The following is a 16,005-nucleotide window of genomic DNA, read 5'->3' on the forward strand; positions in this document are numbered from 1 at the left end:
AGCGAGGAAATATGGGAAAGTTAGCCTTAGCCGCCAAAATTACACATGTTCCATCCATGTATCTGTCTGAGTTACCAGGTAAAAACCATGGTTGTCGTCAAGCCGCCATTGATGGTCATAAAGAGATTGGCAAGCGCTGTCGTGAAATGGGCGTAGACACCATTATCGTGTTCGACACTCACTGGTTAGTGAACAGCGCCTACCACATTAACTGCGCAGATCATTTTGCCGGTACTTACACCAGCCATGAACTGCCGCATTTCATTCGTGATATGACCTATGAATACAACGGCAATCCCGAACTAGGGCAGCTTATCGCCAAAGAAGCCTGCGCTATGGGCGTTCGCGCTCAGGCTCACAACATTCCTAGCCTATCGCTCGAATACGGCACGCTGGTTCCGATGCGTTATATGAACAGCGACCAACACTTCAAGGTGATCTCTATTTCGGCGTTTTGTACCGTCCACGCTTTTGAAGACAGCCGGAAGCTGGGAGAAGCCATTCTAAAAGCAATCGAACAATACGATGGCACCGTGGCGGTTCTCGCCAGCGGTTCACTTTCCCATCGCTTCATTGACGATCAGCGCGCCGAGCAAGGCATGAACAGCTATACCCGTGAATTCGATCACCAAATGGATGAACGCGTGGTCAAGCTGTGGCGTGAAGGAAAATTCAAAGAGTTCTGCGAAATGCTGCCGGAATACGCCGACTACTGCTACGGCGAGGGCAACATGCACGACACCGTCATGCTGCTCGGCATGCTCGGTTGGGACAAATACGACGGCAAAGTGGAGTTTATTACCGATCTTTTTGCCAGCTCGGGAACCGGGCAGGTCAACGCCGTTTTCCCTCTACCAGAACACGCATGAGGTCACGCCATGCCACATTTCTACGCTGAATGTACCGACAATATCCGCGAACAGGCTGACCTCCCCGCGTTATTTGCCAAGGTTAACGCCGAGCTTGCCGCCACCGGTATTTTCCCTATCGGTGGGATCCGCAGCCGTGCCATCTGGTTAGACACATGGCAAATGGCGGATGGAAAACACGATTATGCCTTCGTGCACATGACGCTAAAGATTGGCTCAGGGCGCAGTTTAGAAAGCCGCCAACAGGTTGGTGAAATGCTGTTTGAGCTCATCCAAACGCACTTCGCTGCGCTGATGGAAAGCCGCTATCTGGCGCTCTCTTTCGAAATTGAAGAGCTCCATCCGCAGCTTAATTACAAACAAAACAACGTGCATGCCCTGTTCAAGTCTTAGCTAAAAACTGCCCCTCTCTCATTCGACGAGAGGGGAAACATCAGCGGCCAACATCATAAAAATAACAAGGATCCATTATGGCATCGCCTTTCACCACCCTCGCACCGCGTGAGCTGCTTCGTCATCAGGCTTACATTAATGGCCACTGGCAAAGCGCCACTGATGGACGCACTTTTGTGGTCACTAATCCGGCAAACGGCGAGACCATTGCCGAAGTCAGCGATCTATCCGTGCATGAAACTGAAGCCGCCATTCGCGCAGCCGCCGACGCACTGCCAGCATGGCGTAAGCAAACGGCAAAACAACGCAGCCAAACGCTGCAACGCTGGTTCCAGTTGATTATGCAAAACCAGTCCGAACTAGCTGAATTGCTTAGCTTAGAGCAGGGCAAACCTCAGTCCGAGGCAATGGGTGAAATTGCCTATGGTGCCAGCTTTATCGAGTGGTTTGCCGAAGAGGGAAAACGCGTTTATGGCGAAACCATTCCTTCTCCTTTACTCGGTCGGCGCATCAGCACCATCAAGCAGCCCGTTGGCGTGGTTGCCGCTATCACGCCATGGAATTTCCCCAACGCGATGATCACCCGCAAAGTTGCCCCTGCACTTGCAGCTGGCTGCACCGTGGTATTAAAACCCGCGCCAGAAACACCGCTATCGGCGCTGGCTCTTGCCGTTCTGGCACACGAAGCAGGGATCCCTGCCGGTGTGTTTAACATCGTCACCGGCACCGATGCGGCGGCGATTGGTCAGGTATTAACGCAAAGCTCAATCGTACGGAAGCTCTCATTTACCGGCTCTACTCGCATTGGCAAGCTACTGATGCAACAAAGCGCCGCCACAGTGAAAAAGCTCTCACTAGAGCTCGGTGGCAACGCGCCGTTCATCGTTTTTGACGACGCAGACCTTGATGCCGCTGTCCAAGGTGCTTTAGCGGCGAAGTTTCGCAACAGCGGGCAAACCTGTGTGTGCGCCAACCGCATTCTGGTGCAAGACGGCATCTACGATGAATTTGCTCAGCGTTTGACTCGCGCCGTTAGCGAACTGCGCGTTGGCCCTGCGATTGAACCATCCTCCCAACAAGGTCCCTTAATTAATCAAGCGGCGATTGAAAAGGTGCAGGCGCACATCAGCAACGCCGTTTCGCACGGCGCACACATTCTTACCGGCGGGGAACAACACGCGCTGGGCGGCCTCTTTTTCCAGCCGACCGTTATCAGCCATGTCGCCGAATCCATGCGCATTGCGCATGAAGAAACCTTCGGGCCTGTCGCTCCCCTCTTCCGTTTTCGCGATGAAGCAGAAGCTATTCGCTTAGCGAATCAAACTGAATCAGGCCTCGCCGCCTACTTCTACTCACGCGACATCGGGCGTATTTATCGCGTTGCCGAAGCGCTGGAAAGCGGAATGGTTGGCATCAATGAAGGGCTGATTTCAAACGAAGTCGCGCCGTTTGGTGGGATTAAACAATCGGGTTTAGGGCGCGAAGGTTCGCGCTACGGAATCGAAGATTATCTGGAAGTGAAATATCTCTGCTTTGGCGGAATTGAGAACAACTGAGGTGCCTATGACGGCAAATAACGCAATGTTAACGAAAGAAACAATAAGCCAGATCGCCAACCGCTTACATCAGGCCGAGCAAAGCCGTGAGCAGATCCGCCAGATATCGCTCGATCACCCACAGATTACCATTGAGGACGCCTATGCGATCCAGCGTCAATGGGTCGATCTCAAAATCAACGAGGGCCGTATTCTCAAGGGCCATAAGATTGGTTTGACGTCAAAAGCCATGCAGGCCAGCTCGCAGATCAGCGAGCCCGATTACGGCGCACTGCTTGATGACATGTTTTTTCAAGACGGCAGCGATATTCCCATCGATAAATTTATCGTGCCGCGCATTGAGGTCGAGCTAGCCTTCGTTCTGGCGAAGCCACTGCGCGGGCCAAACTGCACGCTGTTTGACGTGTATAACGCGACGGATTACGTGATCCCAGCCCTTGAGCTCATTGACGCGCGTTGCCACAACATCGATCCAGATAGCCAACGTCCACGCAAAGTGTTCGACACCATTTCCGATAACGCCGCCAATGCTGGCGTGATTTTAGGTGGTCGCCCCATCAAACCCGATGCATTAGATCTGCGTTGGATCAGCGCTCTGATGTATCGCAACGGCGTCATTGAAGAATCCGGCGTTGCCGCCGCCGTGCTCAATCATCCGGCCAACGGCGTCGCCTGGTTGGCCAATAAGCTTGCCGCTCACGATGTGCAACTTGAAGCCGGACAAATCATTCTCGGTGGCTCATTTACCCGCCCAGTCCCTGCCCGACGTGGCGACACCTTCCACGTGGATTACGGCAATATGGGCTGCATTAGCTGCCGCTTTGTATAAGGAAAACCTCATGTCCTCGACCCTACATAACAGCTTTAAGCAGGCCCTCAAAGAAGGGCGTCCACAGATTGGTTTATGGCTTGGTCTGTGCAGCAGTTACAGCGCAGAGCTGCTAGCCGGTGCCGGTTTTGACTGGCTTCTGATCGACGGCGAGCACGCGCCTAATAACATACAAACCGTGCTTACCCAGCTACAGGCTATTGCGCCTTATCCTAGCCAGCCCGTGGTACGTCCTTCATGGAATGACGCGGTACAAATTAAACAGCTACTCGATATCGGCGCACAAACCTTGCTAATCCCGATGGTACAGAATGCCGACGAAGCACTGGCGGCGGTACGCGCCACACGCTATCCGCCGCAGGGGATCCGCGGCGTTGGCAGCGCGCTCGCTCGCGCATCACGTTGGAATCGTATTCCAAACTATCTACAGCAGGCGAATGAACAGATGTGTATTTTGGTGCAAATCGAAACCCGCGAAGCCCTACGCAATCTGCCCCATATTCTGGATGTTGAAGGCATCGACGGCGTATTTATCGGCCCTGCCGATCTGAGCGCCGATATGGGATATGCGGGAAATCCTCAACACCCAGAGGTCAAAAGCGCCATTGAAAACGCGATTTTGCAGATTAAAGCCGCGGGCAAAGCGCCGGGGATCTTAATGGCATCGCCAGAGGTTGCCGAGCACTATCTCCAGCTCGGCGCATTGTTTGTTGCCGTCGGCGTTGATACCACCTTACTGGCACGCGCGGCTGAAAATTTGGCGGCACGTTTTGGCAAGGGCAACGAGCCACCGACCACCGCGGGCGTTTACTGAGTTCATTCTGAGGGGAAAGGCAAATGAGCGATTCAACATCAGCGGTATCAAACGAGGTCGAGCCAGCCCATCGGCATAAAAACCTTACAGAACAGCAGCAGCGGGTTATCAACAAACTCTTCCGCCGTCTGATCGTGTTTTTATTCGTACTGTTTGTATTTTCATTTCTCGATCGTATCAATATCGGTTTTGCCGGTTTAACGATGGGAAAAGATCTCGGCCTTAGCTCCACTATGTTTGGGCTCGCGACCACGCTGTTCTATGCCACCTATGTGATTTTCGGCATCCCCAGCAATATTATGCTGGGCATCGTCGGCGCACGTCGTTGGATCGCAACGATCATGGTGCTGTGGGGGCTGGCCTCAACGGCAACCATGTTCGCCACCGGGCCGCACAGTTTATATGTGCTGCGTATGATCGTAGGCATTACCGAAGCAGGCTTCCTGCCTGGCATCTTGGTTTATCTCACCTACTGGTTCCCAGCCTATTTCCGTGCCAGAGCCAATGCGCTGTTTATGATAGCTATGCCCGTTACCACCGCGCTCGGCTCGCTGGTTTCCGGCTATATTTTATCGCTCGACGGCATTTTGAGCCTCAAAGGCTGGCAATGGCTATTTCTGCTGGAGGGTTTCCCATCGGTGCTATTAGGCATCATCGTTTGGTACTACCTTGACGATAAGCCATCGAAAGCCAAATGGTTAACTCAGGAAGATAAAGACTGCCTGCAAGAAATGATGGACAGCGACAATTTGCAGCTGGTACAGCCTGAAGGCGCGCTTAGCCACAATGCCTTACAGCGGCCAAGCATGTGGCGTGAAATTTTCACTCCCATCGTGCTGATGTACACGCTGGCCTATTTCTGCCTCACGAATACGCTGAGCGCCATTAGTATCTGGACGCCCCAAATCATGCAGAGTTTTAACCAATCGAGCAGCAATATCACGATCGGTTTACTCGCTGCTATTCCGCAGTTTTGCACCATCGCGGGAATGATTTGGTGGAGCAAACACTCCGACCGCATGCAGGAACGAAAACACCATACCGCGCTGCCGTTTCTGTTCGCAGCCGTCGGTTGGCTACTGGCTTCCGCAACCGATCACAACATGATCCAGCTATTGGGGATCATCATGGCCTCTACGGGCTCATTTAGCGCAATGGCGATCTTCTGGACAACGCCCGATCAGTCGATCAGCCTGCGAGCCAGGGCGGTTGGGATCGCGGTAATCAATGCCACCGGCAACATTGGATCAGCGGTGAGCCCGCTACTGATTGGCTGGCTTAAAGATCAAACCGGAAACTTCAACTCGGGACTCTACTTTGTCGCTGGGCTGCTGATCGTGGGCGCGATCATTATCTGGTTGATCCCGATGAAAGGCTCACGGCCACGGGCAACGCCGTAATATGCAAAAACACCGCCTAACCTCCTCCTTATCCTTTCTGAACAAGGGGGCGAGGCTGACTGAGAGACGTTATTAAATAAGTCTCCGTAATGCCCCCCCCTGTGTAGGGGAGGGCTGGGGTGGGGTTCTAGAGGTCAGCGTCACCGCAATCAAGGAATAGCCATGAGCCAAATAACCAATATCGACATCAGCAAAGACTACGACGAAACGCAAGGCTCTGATGATGTGCATTACCAGTCATTCGCCCGCATGGCGGCATTTTTTGGGCGGGATATGAAGCCACACCGCCATGATAGTTTTTTCCAAATGCACTTTCTGAATACCGGCCAAATTGAGCTACAGCTCGACGACCACCGCTATTCGGTGCAGGCACCGCTGTTTGTTCTCACGCCGCCCTCGGTGCCACACGCATTTTTCACCGAACCAGACAGCGACGGCCATGTGCTCACCGTTCGCCAAGAGCTGATTTGGCCGCTGCTGGAGGTGCTTTATCCCGGCAAACGTGATGCTTTCGATCTGCCAGGTATTTGCCTATCACTGGCCGATAAGCCTCACGAATTAGCGGCGTTAGACCACTATTGGGCACTGATTGCCCGCGAGTCCACCAGCGAGTTAGGAGGACGAGAACATACGCTGGTACTTTTAGCGCAGGCGGTTTTCACCCTACTGCTAAGAAATGTTCCACTCGATGAACAATCCTCCAGCGGAATGCGCGGAGAAATGCGCGTTTTCCAGCGTCTTAACCAGCTTATCGACGAAAATTTCCGTCTGCATTGGTCTGTGCCGGAATATGCTAATAAGCTCGGGATTACGGAGTCGCGGCTGACAGACATCTGCCGACGCTTCGCCAACCGTCCTCCCAAACGGTTGATTTTCGACCGCCAGCTACGCGAGGCCAAACGCCTGCTGCTATTTAGCGACAGTGCCGTGAGTGAAATTGCTTATCAGCTTGGATTTAAAGATCCCGCTTATTTTGCCCGTTTTTTTAATCGGTTAGTGGGCTGTTCACCCAGCGCCTACCGTGCTGAACAGATCGCCGTTTCACACTGATCCAGTACAAAATTTGTGCTGGATCACATTCTTCCAACAAACCGCCACTCCCACCTGAAAAGTACCAGTGATTACCTCAAAAGTATCTTCCCGAAACTCGGTTTAAACGCTTCAATTAAGAAACAAAAACAAAACAATAAATTAACAAATAGCCAGTGAACGCCTTTCAGAAGGTCGTTCTTGGATTCTGACCCTACTGTGAGGTAAACATGAAACCTGAAGATTTCCGTGCCGACGCCAAACGCCCGTTAACCGGTGAAGAGTACCTAAAAAGCCTGCAAGATGGCCGTGAGATCTACATCTACGGCGAGCGAGTCAAAGATGTCACCACACACCCCGCATTTCGCAACGCGGCAGCATCGGTAGCACAACTTTATGACGCGCTGCACAAGCCTGAGATGCAGGACAAACTGTGCTGGGGAACCGATACCGGCAGCGGCGGCTATACCCATAAATTCTTCCGCTTTGCGAAAAGCAGCGATGATTTACGCCAGCAGCGCGATGCTATCGCCGAATGGTCACGATTAAGCTACGGCTGGATGGGGCGTACTCCTGATTACAAGGCCGCATTTGGCAGCGCATTAGGCGCAAATCCCGCATTTTATGGGCAGTTTGAAGCCAATGCCCGTCACTGGTATCAGCGTATTCAGGAAACCGGACTCTATTTCAACCACGCCATCGTCAACCCACCGATCGATCGCCATAAGCCCGCTGACGAAGTGAAAGACGTCTACATCAAACTCGAAAAAGAAACGGATGCCGGCATTATCGTCAGCGGTGCCAAAGTGGTGGCAACCAACTCAGCGCTCACTCACTACAACATGATCGGTTTTGGTTCTGCTCAGGTCATGGGTGAAAACCCGGATTTCGCGCTGATGTTTGTCGCGCCGATGGACGCCGACGGCGTCAAACTCATTTCGCGCGCCTCTTACGAAATGGTGGCAGGTGCAACTGGCTCTCCTTACGACTATCCGCTCTCCAGCCGCTTTGATGAAAACGATGCGATCCTGGTGATGGATAAGGTCCTGATCCCGTGGGAGAACGTGCTGATCTATCGTGACTTCGACCGCTGTCGCCGTTGGACAATGGAAGGTGGCTTTGCGCGCATGTATCCCCTTCAAGCCTGTGTGCGCTTGGCGGTTAAACTCGACTTCATCACCGCGCTGTTAAAAAAGAGTCTGGAATGTACCGGAACTTCTGAGTTCCGTGGCGTACAGGCCGATCTCGGCGAAGTTGTCGCGTGGCGCAACATGTTTTGGGCGCTGAGCGATTCGATGTGTTCGGAAGCCACGCCGTGGGTGAACGGTGCTTATTTACCCGATCACGCCGCGCTACAAACCTACCGCGTCATGGCCCCAATGGCCTATGCCAAAATCAAAAACATTATCGAGCGCAACGTCACCAGCGGCCTGATTTACCTGCCGTCCAGCGCGCGCGATCTGAATAATCCAGAGATAGATAAATACCTCGCCCGCTATGTCCGCGGCTCAAACGGCATGGATCACGTTGAACGCATCAAGATTTTAAAACTGATGTGGGACGCCATCGGCAGTGAGTTCGGCGGTCGTCATGAGCTTTATGAAATCAACTACTCAGGCAGCCAAGATGAAATCCGTCTGCAATGTCTGCGTCAGGCACAAACCTCCGGCAATATGGATCGCATGATGGCTATGGTTGATCGCTGTCTGTCGGAATATGACCAGCACGGTTGGACCGTTCCACACCTGCACAATAACAACGATATTAATATGTTAGACAAGCTGCTGAAATAATCAGTAGCGGGAGGCCAGTATGTCTTTAGAAAATGAACACCGTCTACGTTTTCGCGATGCCATGTCCAGCCTATCGGCTGCGGTCAACATCGTAACCACCGATGGCCCTGCGGGTCGCTGTGGGATCACCGCCACCGCCGTCTGCTCGGTAACGGATACACCGCCGTCGCTGATGGTATGCATCAACAGTAACAGCGCGATGAACCCTGTTTTTCAGGAGAACGGCAAACTCTGCGTCAACGTGCTTAGCCATGAGCAAGAACTGATGGCGCGACATTTTGCGGGTATGACGGGAACCAGCATGGAAGAACGCTTTAGCTGGGATATCTGGACTAAAGGCATTCTCGGCCAACCGATGCTGCGCGGAACCCTAGCCAGTCTCGAAGGTGAAATTGAACAGGTACAAACTATCGGTACACATCTGGTGTATTTGGTGCAGATCAAACAGATTACGCTGAGTGAAGCAGGACACGGACTGATTTACTTCAAGCGCCATTTTCATCCGGTGATGCTCGAAGCCGTTGCAGTATAAACTCACCCTAGGCTAATCACATATTGGGCCAAGCAACATCACGTTTGCTTGGCCTTTTTTGGCCGGTTATTTAGCCGTTTTATTCCCCCGCTTCGGCTTGGTCGACAGCCAACAAATAATAGCGCCCGCTGTGACGGCGCAAACGCCTAGCCAGAACGTGGGCGGCAACAAAGAAGATAAAATTAGCGAGGCAAATAACGCGGAAAGGATAGGCGTGAAATAAGAGAGCGTCGCTAACAGATTAATATCCCCTCGAATCATACCGATATTCCACGCGGCATAACCAAAGCCCATCGCCGCACCGGCCATAGCGATATAAAACGCGCTGTGCAAAGAGATAGTAAAACTCTCAGCTCCGCCTAATAACCATTTAATCCACAAACAGACGGCGGTGAGCGCGAAGAACAGCGCCGCTGCATTTTGTCCATTGGCATATTTATTCGTCACAACGCAATACACCGCCCACAGGATCGCGCCAACAAAGGCCAATACATAACTAACCGGATGAGCAACGATATTCTCAGCCATCCCAGAAAGTGAGGCTAATGAACCGCCGCTTATCACCACTGTTACGCCTAATAAAGACAGCAACACACCCAGTAGTAAACTGATTTTTAGCCGGCCACCGCTACACAAAAAAGAGAGCAGCACGGTAAAACTCGGCCACAAATAGTTAATCACGGAAACTTCAATCGACTGAGCTCGCGTGGTGGCATAACCCAGCGCCAAAGAGAGGCAGACTTCATAGCTGGCAAACAAAGCGCCCCCAGCTAACAAATAAACCGGTTTAAAGGCGCGCAGTTTGGGAGAACCCAACAGAATGAAAAGAAATATAGAACCCGCCGTATAGATCAACGCGGCACCTGCTACTGGCCCAACGCCTTCGCTAACGTTACGAATCAGGCCAACGATGGTGCTCCAAAGCAAGATGGCCAAGATGCCACAAGCGTTGGCTTTCGTTCTGCTACTGCCATCCATACTGCCTCGCAGTGAATAAAAGAGAGAGAAAAATTTGTCCCAAAAAGATAGCGCTGATTGGGCAGCTCACGTTAAGCATTCTCACGTATTCAGATAGATAAATCCAACAACATCAGCATGGATATTATCTAAATAGCCATAAACAGTGGTGTAGTGGCACACATAAAATCAGCCGATTTATCGTCTAGCCTCAGGAAAAAAAGTATTAAGCACAATATGTTAAATTGAAAATTTATTTTCACCCAAAGAGAAAGCCACAAAAAGACAATATCCACACAATTTATATGACTTAGAAAAATAGACTTATGATCCAAAAGCATTAATTAACCTAAATTTATTCTTAATTCTAAAAATAATTACCCACCTAACTAAATGAGAATGATAATGAGTATCATTTGATCTAAATCTTTGCTAGCATCCTGTCCGCAATAAATGCAGTTCAATCCAATGAAAAAAATAAAACGGAGGCTCCGCATGGCATTAGCGGAAAACTTTTTGGCACAGTTCACCCTTTTTAACGGCAAGTTCAGCAGGATGCTAAAACAATCTGTGGCGCTATTCCTCAGCTTTGGTATAGCCGGATACGCAGGCGCAGACCCCCTTATTAGCGAGCAGGGAAGCAGCATTCAAAACGTTTCTACCGGTGGAATTTCATCGCTGGATCTTTCTATTTTCGGCATGTATCAGCAGGCTGATATTGTGGTGAAAAGCGTGATGATTGGATTAATCGTTATATCCGTTATCACATGGACCATCTTATTTGCCAAAAGTATTGCGCTACTGCGGGCTAAACAACAATTACGGCGCGAATATCGTTTACTGTTTCCATCTAATTCTTTATCCACGGCCTGTGAATTATCGCAGTCCTTCGCCGAGAACAGCATAAGCGCAGCCCTATTACGCGATGCTCAGGATGAAAAACAGCTTTCAACACACGCCTCCGATCTCAACGGTATTAAAGACCGAACCAATTTCCGCCTCGATCGTCGCGTTGCGGCCTATGGTCGCCAGCTTGCCAAAGGCAACGGCTATCTCGCCACCATTGGTGCCGTTGCACCGTTTATCGGCTTATTCGGTACCGTTTGGGGCATCATGAATAGCTTTATCGGCATTGCACATTCGCAAACGACCAATCTGGCCGTCGTTGCGCCGGGCATCGCCGAAGCATTACTCGCTACCGCCATGGGGCTGATTGCCGCGATCCCTGCCGTGGTGATTTACAACCTGTTCAGCCGCATGATTAACGAACATCGCGCACAGGTGGGAGATGCAGCCGCGCAAATTCTGTTGCTGCTGAGCCGCGATCTAGACCTTAACGCGCCCCAAAAGCAGGTGGGATAGCGGTATGGCACTGCACATTCATGATTATTCCGCTGGCGAATCCGCCGAAAGCCGTGAGATTCACGACATCAACGTCACGCCTTTTATCGACGTCATGCTGGTCTTGCTGATTATTTTTATGGTCGCCGCGCCGCTGGCTACCGTCGATATTCGCGTGAACTTACCAGCATCCTCGGCCCAGCCGCAGCCACGCCCAGATAAGCCGGTCTATCTGACCATTAAAGCAGATAAACAGCTTTATCTCGGTGATGCGCTAACCACCAGCGATCGGCTCAGCGAGCAGCTCAATGAGCAAACCAAAGCAGACAAGGACACCACCATTTTTCTGCAAGCAGACAAAGCGGTGGACTACGCCACGCTAATGACGGTGATGGATACGCTACGCACGGCGGGTTATCTCAAGGTGGGATTAGTCAGTATGGAATCGGTCGCGCCCTAACCTGCGTTGAGCTAATCCCGACTCATTATTAAACATTTTATAATATAGCGGCCAAGCGGCCGCCTTTAGGCCAAAGACATGAGCACACTATTTAGCCTTAAGTCTCTGATTATATTAGCCACATTAGCACTCAGTGCATGCAGCCAACCAACATTGACTCGACCATCACGCGCATCCGCGTTGAACGATGTAAACACCTTGGGCACCATCATCGATTTGCACAACGGTGAAACCCTAACCAGCCAGGAGCTACTCACGCGTATCGCGCCACAGCCACGGCTTATCGTCGGAGAAAAACACGATAACGCGCAGCATCACCTAATTGAAATGTGGTTGATCAAAAATCTACCGCAGCAGCGCCCACAAGGCAGCGTACTGCTAGAAATGCTGACCATCGATCAACAGCCGCGCGTCGATCAGCTCAAAAAATGGTTAAAAGACGATCCGATGGTGCGCGAAGGTCGTATTCAGACCTTGATAAACTGGCAACAAGGCTGGCCTTGGGAGATGTATCACGGCGTCGTGATGCAAACCTTGCGTGCCCCTTACCCTCTACTGGTAGCGAATCTCTCCCGCGAACAGGTGCAGTCTTTATATAAAAACCCACAGCTTCCCGCTGGAAAAATCTCCACCGCGCCACAGGTACAAAACGCGATTCGTGAAACCATCGTCACGATGCACGATGGGAAAATCGAACCCGCGCAGTTAAAAGCGATGCTCGCCATTCAACAGCAGCGCGATCGGTTTATGGCGCAGCAGCTTCTTGCAGCTCCAGCGCCAGCCATGCTGATTGCCGGTGGCTACCACGCAGCGAAAACCATGGGCGTTCCGCTGCATATGCAAGATCTCGCCCCCTCATCGCGCCCTATCGTTTTGATGCTGGCAGAGACAGGCATGAATATTACCTTGGCGCAAGCTGATTACGTTTGGTACGTCCCTCAGCCGAAAACTGAGCAGTAAGTAACCCACTATGGATATTCTCTATAACGCACAGCCTAAATGGGGCCGCTGGTTTATCTTCGCGCTGGCGGTTCATGGCACACTTTTAGCGGCATTAGTTTGGCGTCCATCGGATGCTACTCCGCCCTATCAACCGCCTCCGGCGGTAATGCTGCAATGGTCTGAAACCATCCAAGCACCGGCCTCCCCGACGCCGTTGCCGATTGGCATTGCTCAACAGCAGTCGGCGGCAGCAGAGGAAAAACAACAGGTTAAGGATAAAGCGCAGCCAAAGGTGGTGGTAGCCAAAGAAGCCGTCATTGAGGTGGCGAAACAGAAAAAGTCGGCTGACGGGGAAAAGAAAAAGCCGCGCCCGATAAATAAGATTAAAGATCAAACCAGCGATGCCAGCCATGCCGCCATAGCCAGCAACGCAGCACCTCAGGCAAATACGCTATCACCCAACATTGCGGCACCGTTCAACAGCGATGCCACCAAGCGTAATAGCGAAAAAGTCTCGTGGGAAAGTTTGGTTAAGGGTCATCTAAACCGATACAAAAAGTATCCTCTTGATGCCCGCCGACGCGCCCGTACTGGCCTCGCCGTGGTGACGTTCACCGTAAATGCGGCAGGTTTCGTGCAGGGTAATCAGCTCTATGCTTCATCCGGCACCATTTCGTTGGATCGTGAGGCGGTCGAAGTTTTAGAGCGTGCCCAACCGCTGCCAAAACCACCGGCGGAAATATTAAACGGCGGACTTTATAGCGTAAAAATGCCGATCAACTTTGATTTAGCGGAATTAAAACAGCAGTAAGTCATCGCGGCTGGCACTAATAAATCACTTATTTTCATGCTGAAATTTTCTGGCAGGGCACGCTATTCGCCCAAAAAACCAAAAGGACGCACCATGCGTGAATTGTGGCAAAAACTTTTGTTATTAATGACGCTCACGGCGATGTGCTCTTGGCACGTATCTGCCGCTGAATTATTTTCTCCTGAGCCATTGGCGGCAAATCTACAGCCGCCGCAGGCGCAGAAAATCCCCAAAACGCTCATCGAACATGGCGATCGACGTATCGACAACTATTTTTGGCTGCGTGATGAAAGCCGCGCCAATCCAAACGTGTTGCGCTATTTGCAAGATGAAAATCGTTATGCCAACGCGGTATTAGAACCGTATTCCGCACAGTACGACGCCTTATATCGCGAGATGGTCGGCCGCATGAGCCCTGAAGATCGCTCCGTGCCTTATCAACGTAACGGCTATCGCTATCAGGACGTGTATCTGTCAGGTAAAAATTTTGCCGTAACTCAGCGCCAGCCGCTGGCGGGCAGCGCCGTGTGGCAAACACTGATTGATGGAAATCTGCGTGCAACAGGCCAAGCTTACTATCGCCTAGGCGGTCTGGAGATGAGCCAAGATAATCAGATGATGGCCGTTGCCGAAGATACCCAAGGCCGACGCCAATACCGCATTTCGCTGCGAAATTTACATAACGGGCAGTGGCTCAGCGACGTTATCGAAAACACATCTGGCAATATGCTGTGGTCAAATGATGGACTTACCCTATTTTATGTCCGCAATCATCCACAAACGCTGGTGCCGTATCAGGTTTACCGCCACCGCGTTGGCACGCCGCTAACACAAGACCAGCTAGTTTATCAGGAAAATGACGGCGGTTTTTATCTTAGCCTGTCACGCTCGGCATCTGACCGCTACTTGCTAATAACCCTAAGCGCCAGCACGTCGTCTGAAGTGCGTTTATTAGATGCTGACCAAGCGGATACGCCGCCCGTATTATTTACCGCACGCCAGCCAAACGTTGAATATTATCTGGATCACTTCAACGACACGTTTTATCTGCGCTCCAACCGTGAAAATGCCAATTTTGGTTTATACCAAACCAACGCGATGGGTCATTCATGGCAGCCGTTAGTTGCCCCGCAGCCTAATAAAATGATCGAAGGTTTTACCTTATTCAAAGATTGGCTAGTCGTAGCTGAACGCAGTGATGGCCTGAGCCAGATGCGCAAAATCAACTGGAAATCTCACGCCGAAGACACCTTGCCCTTCGACGATGCCAGCTATATGGCATGGTTAGGCTATAACCCTGAGCCACAGTCCGATCGTTTACGCTACGGCTATTCGTCGATGACGACGCCAACGAGCACCTACGAATGGGATTTATCCAGCGGCAAACGCACGCTGCTCAAGCGTCAGGAAGTTAAAAACACGCAGCCACAGGACTATCACAGCAAGCGAATTTGGATCACCGCACGCGACGGCGTGAAAGTACCGGTGTCCTTGGTTTACAACAAAAAAATGTTCAAGGCCAAACAAAGCCCGTTACTGGTTTATGGCTACGGCGCCTACGGTATGAGTATGGATCCCGCCTTCAGCGCGAATCGTCTTAGCCTACTGGATCGCGGTTTCGTTTTCGCCATGATCCACGTTCGCGGCGGCGGCGAGCTTGGTCAGCAATGGTATGAACAGGGAAAACTGGCGAATAAGCCCAACAGCTTCAACGATTTTATCGATGCAACACACGGTTTGGTTGAGCACGGTTTTGGTCAGCCTGGTCGACTCTATGCCATGGGCGGCAGCGCCGGAGGGCTATTGGTTGGCGCGGTCATGAATCAACAGCCGGAGCTATTTAACGCCATTGTTGCACAGGTTCCTTTTGTTGACGTCGTCACCACCATGCTTGATGACACCCTCCCCCTCACGCTCGGTGAATATGATGAATGGGGAAATCCACATCGGCTGGCTGATTATCAGCAAATGAAGGCCTACAGCCCCTACGACAATATAAAGCCTATGCGCTATCCCAACTTATTAGTGACCACCGGCCTCAACGATTCGCAGGTGCAATATTGGGAACCTGCAAAATGGATTGCCAAACTGCGAGAGAATCAATTAGGAACCGGAAAAATATTATTACTGACCGATATGCAGGCTGGACACGGCGGTAAATCAGGTCGACTCAAGCGAGTAGAAAATACCGCGCTGGAATATAACTTTATTCTGGCCGTAGATAATCAACGCTGAGACAACCGAGCAAAGAAAATAAAAATAGACTGACAGTACCTTTA

Annotated in this window: 15 protein-coding genes; 14 read left to right on the forward strand and 1 reads right to left on the reverse strand. The window is 51.4% G+C overall.

Features of this window, described 5'->3' with window-relative positions; all coding sequences use genetic code 11:
* The first annotated feature begins 11 nt into the window (after positions 1-11).
* From hpaD to CPY98_RS15645, 9 genes are all read left to right on the forward strand, one after another.
* Complete coding sequence (hpaD, locus tag CPY98_RS15605) at positions 12-869, forward strand: 3,4-dihydroxyphenylacetate 2,3-dioxygenase (protein WP_096388365.1); 858 nt, start codon at positions 12-14, stop codon at positions 867-869.
* A 9-nt stretch (positions 870-878) separates the two neighbouring features.
* Positions 879-1,262 carry a 5-carboxymethyl-2-hydroxymuconate Delta-isomerase gene (locus CPY98_RS15610; protein WP_025800093.1) on the forward strand — a complete coding sequence of 128 codons (384 nt, stop codon included), beginning with the start codon at positions 879-881 and terminating at the stop codon, positions 1,260-1,262.
* A 77-nt stretch (positions 1,263-1,339) separates the two neighbouring features.
* Positions 1,340-2,818 carry an NAD-dependent succinate-semialdehyde dehydrogenase gene (locus CPY98_RS15615; protein WP_096388367.1) on the forward strand — a complete coding sequence of 493 codons (1,479 nt, stop codon included), beginning with the start codon at positions 1,340-1,342 and terminating at the stop codon, positions 2,816-2,818.
* Between the two features lie 25 nt (positions 2,819-2,843).
* Positions 2,844-3,647 carry a 2-oxo-hept-4-ene-1,7-dioate hydratase gene (gene hpaH, locus CPY98_RS15620; RefSeq protein WP_025800096.1) on the forward strand — a complete coding sequence of 268 codons (804 nt, stop codon included), beginning with the start codon at positions 2,844-2,846 and terminating at the stop codon, positions 3,645-3,647.
* Between the two features lie 10 nt (positions 3,648-3,657).
* Entirely contained in the window at positions 3,658-4,461 is an 804-nt protein-coding gene (gene hpaI, locus CPY98_RS15625) for a 4-hydroxy-2-oxoheptanedioate aldolase (protein WP_096388369.1), read from the forward strand.
* Between the two features lie 23 nt (positions 4,462-4,484).
* The gene (gene hpaX, locus CPY98_RS15630) at positions 4,485-5,861 is read left to right on the forward strand and encodes a 4-hydroxyphenylacetate permease (protein ID WP_025800100.1); all 1,377 of its coding nucleotides are present in this window, start codon (positions 4,485-4,487) and stop codon (positions 5,859-5,861) included.
* Between the two features lie 162 nt (positions 5,862-6,023).
* Entirely contained in the window at positions 6,024-6,911 is an 888-nt protein-coding gene (gene hpaA / locus CPY98_RS15635) for a 4-hydroxyphenylacetate catabolism regulatory protein HpaA (RefSeq protein WP_038502424.1), read from the forward strand.
* Positions 6,912-7,120: 209 nt separating this feature from the next.
* Complete coding sequence (hpaB, locus tag CPY98_RS15640) at positions 7,121-8,683, forward strand: 4-hydroxyphenylacetate 3-monooxygenase, oxygenase component (RefSeq protein WP_046450085.1); 1,563 nt, start codon at positions 7,121-7,123, stop codon at positions 8,681-8,683.
* Positions 8,684-8,702: 19 nt separating this feature from the next.
* Positions 8,703-9,215 (forward strand): 4-hydroxyphenylacetate 3-monooxygenase reductase subunit, encoded by a 513-nt coding sequence (locus CPY98_RS15645; protein WP_025800105.1) that lies wholly within the window; start codon positions 8,703-8,705, stop codon positions 9,213-9,215.
* 66 nt (positions 9,216-9,281) lie between these two features.
* On the opposite strand, the gene yddG is transcribed toward CPY98_RS15645, so the two are convergent.
* On the reverse strand, positions 9,282-10,193 hold the full coding sequence (gene yddG, locus CPY98_RS15650; RefSeq protein WP_096388371.1) for an aromatic amino acid DMT transporter YddG: 912 nt from the start codon (positions 10,191-10,193) through the stop codon (positions 9,282-9,284).
* A 474-nt stretch (positions 10,194-10,667) separates the two neighbouring features.
* Here yddG and exbB point away from each other — a divergent pair, with 474 nt between their 5' ends.
* From exbB to CPY98_RS15675, 5 genes are all read left to right on the forward strand, one after another.
* The gene (gene exbB, locus CPY98_RS15655; RefSeq protein ID WP_231899424.1) at positions 10,668-11,534 is read left to right on the forward strand and encodes a tonB-system energizer ExbB; all 867 of its coding nucleotides are present in this window, start codon (positions 10,668-10,670) and stop codon (positions 11,532-11,534) included.
* Positions 11,535-11,538: 4 nt separating this feature from the next.
* Positions 11,539-11,973, forward strand: a complete 435-nt coding sequence (exbD, locus tag CPY98_RS15660; RefSeq protein ID WP_043495096.1) for a TonB system transport protein ExbD — start codon at positions 11,539-11,541, stop codon at positions 11,971-11,973.
* A 78-nt stretch (positions 11,974-12,051) separates the two neighbouring features.
* On the forward strand, positions 12,052-12,933 hold the full coding sequence (locus tag CPY98_RS15665; RefSeq protein ID WP_096388375.1) for a ChaN family lipoprotein: 882 nt from the start codon (positions 12,052-12,054) through the stop codon (positions 12,931-12,933).
* A 10-nt stretch (positions 12,934-12,943) separates the two neighbouring features.
* Positions 12,944-13,726, forward strand: coding sequence for an energy transducer TonB (locus tag CPY98_RS15670; protein WP_096388377.1), 783 nt, complete (start codon positions 12,944-12,946; stop codon positions 13,724-13,726).
* 141 nt (positions 13,727-13,867) lie between these two features.
* Entirely contained in the window at positions 13,868-15,961 is a 2,094-nt protein-coding gene (locus tag CPY98_RS15675; protein ID WP_369828324.1) for a S9 family peptidase, read from the forward strand.
* Positions 15,962-16,005: the final 44 nt, after the last annotated feature.

It is taken from the genome of Hafnia sp. CBA7124, from assembly GCF_002355555.1.
Taxonomy (GTDB): Bacteria; Pseudomonadota; Gammaproteobacteria; order Enterobacterales; family Enterobacteriaceae; genus Hafnia; species Hafnia alvei.

Excerpts from the sequence above, each read along its gene's own strand:
- hpaD (WP_096388365.1), top strand. The coding sequence starts at position 12 with ATGGGAAAGTTAGCCTTAGCCGCCAAAATTACACATGTTCCATCCATG.
- CPY98_RS15610 (WP_025800093.1), top strand. The coding sequence starts at position 879 with ATGCCACATTTCTACGCTGAATGTACCGACAATATCCGCGAACAGGCT.
- CPY98_RS15615 (WP_096388367.1), top strand. The coding sequence starts at position 1,340 with ATGGCATCGCCTTTCACCACCCTCGCACCGCGTGAGCTGCTTCGTCAT.
- hpaH (WP_025800096.1), top strand. The coding sequence starts at position 2,844 with ATGTTAACGAAAGAAACAATAAGCCAGATCGCCAACCGCTTACATCAG.
- hpaI (WP_096388369.1), top strand. The coding sequence starts at position 3,658 with ATGTCCTCGACCCTACATAACAGCTTTAAGCAGGCCCTCAAAGAAGGG.
- hpaX (WP_025800100.1), top strand. The coding sequence starts at position 4,485 with ATGAGCGATTCAACATCAGCGGTATCAAACGAGGTCGAGCCAGCCCAT.
- hpaA (WP_038502424.1), top strand. The coding sequence starts at position 6,024 with ATGAGCCAAATAACCAATATCGACATCAGCAAAGACTACGACGAAACG.
- hpaB (WP_046450085.1), top strand. The coding sequence starts at position 7,121 with ATGAAACCTGAAGATTTCCGTGCCGACGCCAAACGCCCGTTAACCGGT.
- CPY98_RS15645 (WP_025800105.1), top strand. The coding sequence starts at position 8,703 with ATGTCTTTAGAAAATGAACACCGTCTACGTTTTCGCGATGCCATGTCC.
- yddG (WP_096388371.1), bottom strand. The coding sequence starts at position 10,193 with ATGGATGGCAGTAGCAGAACGAAAGCCAACGCTTGTGGCATCTTGGCC.
- exbB (WP_231899424.1), top strand. The coding sequence starts at position 10,668 with ATGGCATTAGCGGAAAACTTTTTGGCACAGTTCACCCTTTTTAACGGC.
- exbD (WP_043495096.1), top strand. The coding sequence starts at position 11,539 with ATGGCACTGCACATTCATGATTATTCCGCTGGCGAATCCGCCGAAAGC.
- CPY98_RS15665 (WP_096388375.1), top strand. The coding sequence starts at position 12,052 with ATGAGCACACTATTTAGCCTTAAGTCTCTGATTATATTAGCCACATTA.
- CPY98_RS15670 (WP_096388377.1), top strand. The coding sequence starts at position 12,944 with ATGGATATTCTCTATAACGCACAGCCTAAATGGGGCCGCTGGTTTATC.
- CPY98_RS15675 (WP_369828324.1), top strand. The coding sequence starts at position 13,868 with ATGTGCTCTTGGCACGTATCTGCCGCTGAATTATTTTCTCCTGAGCCA.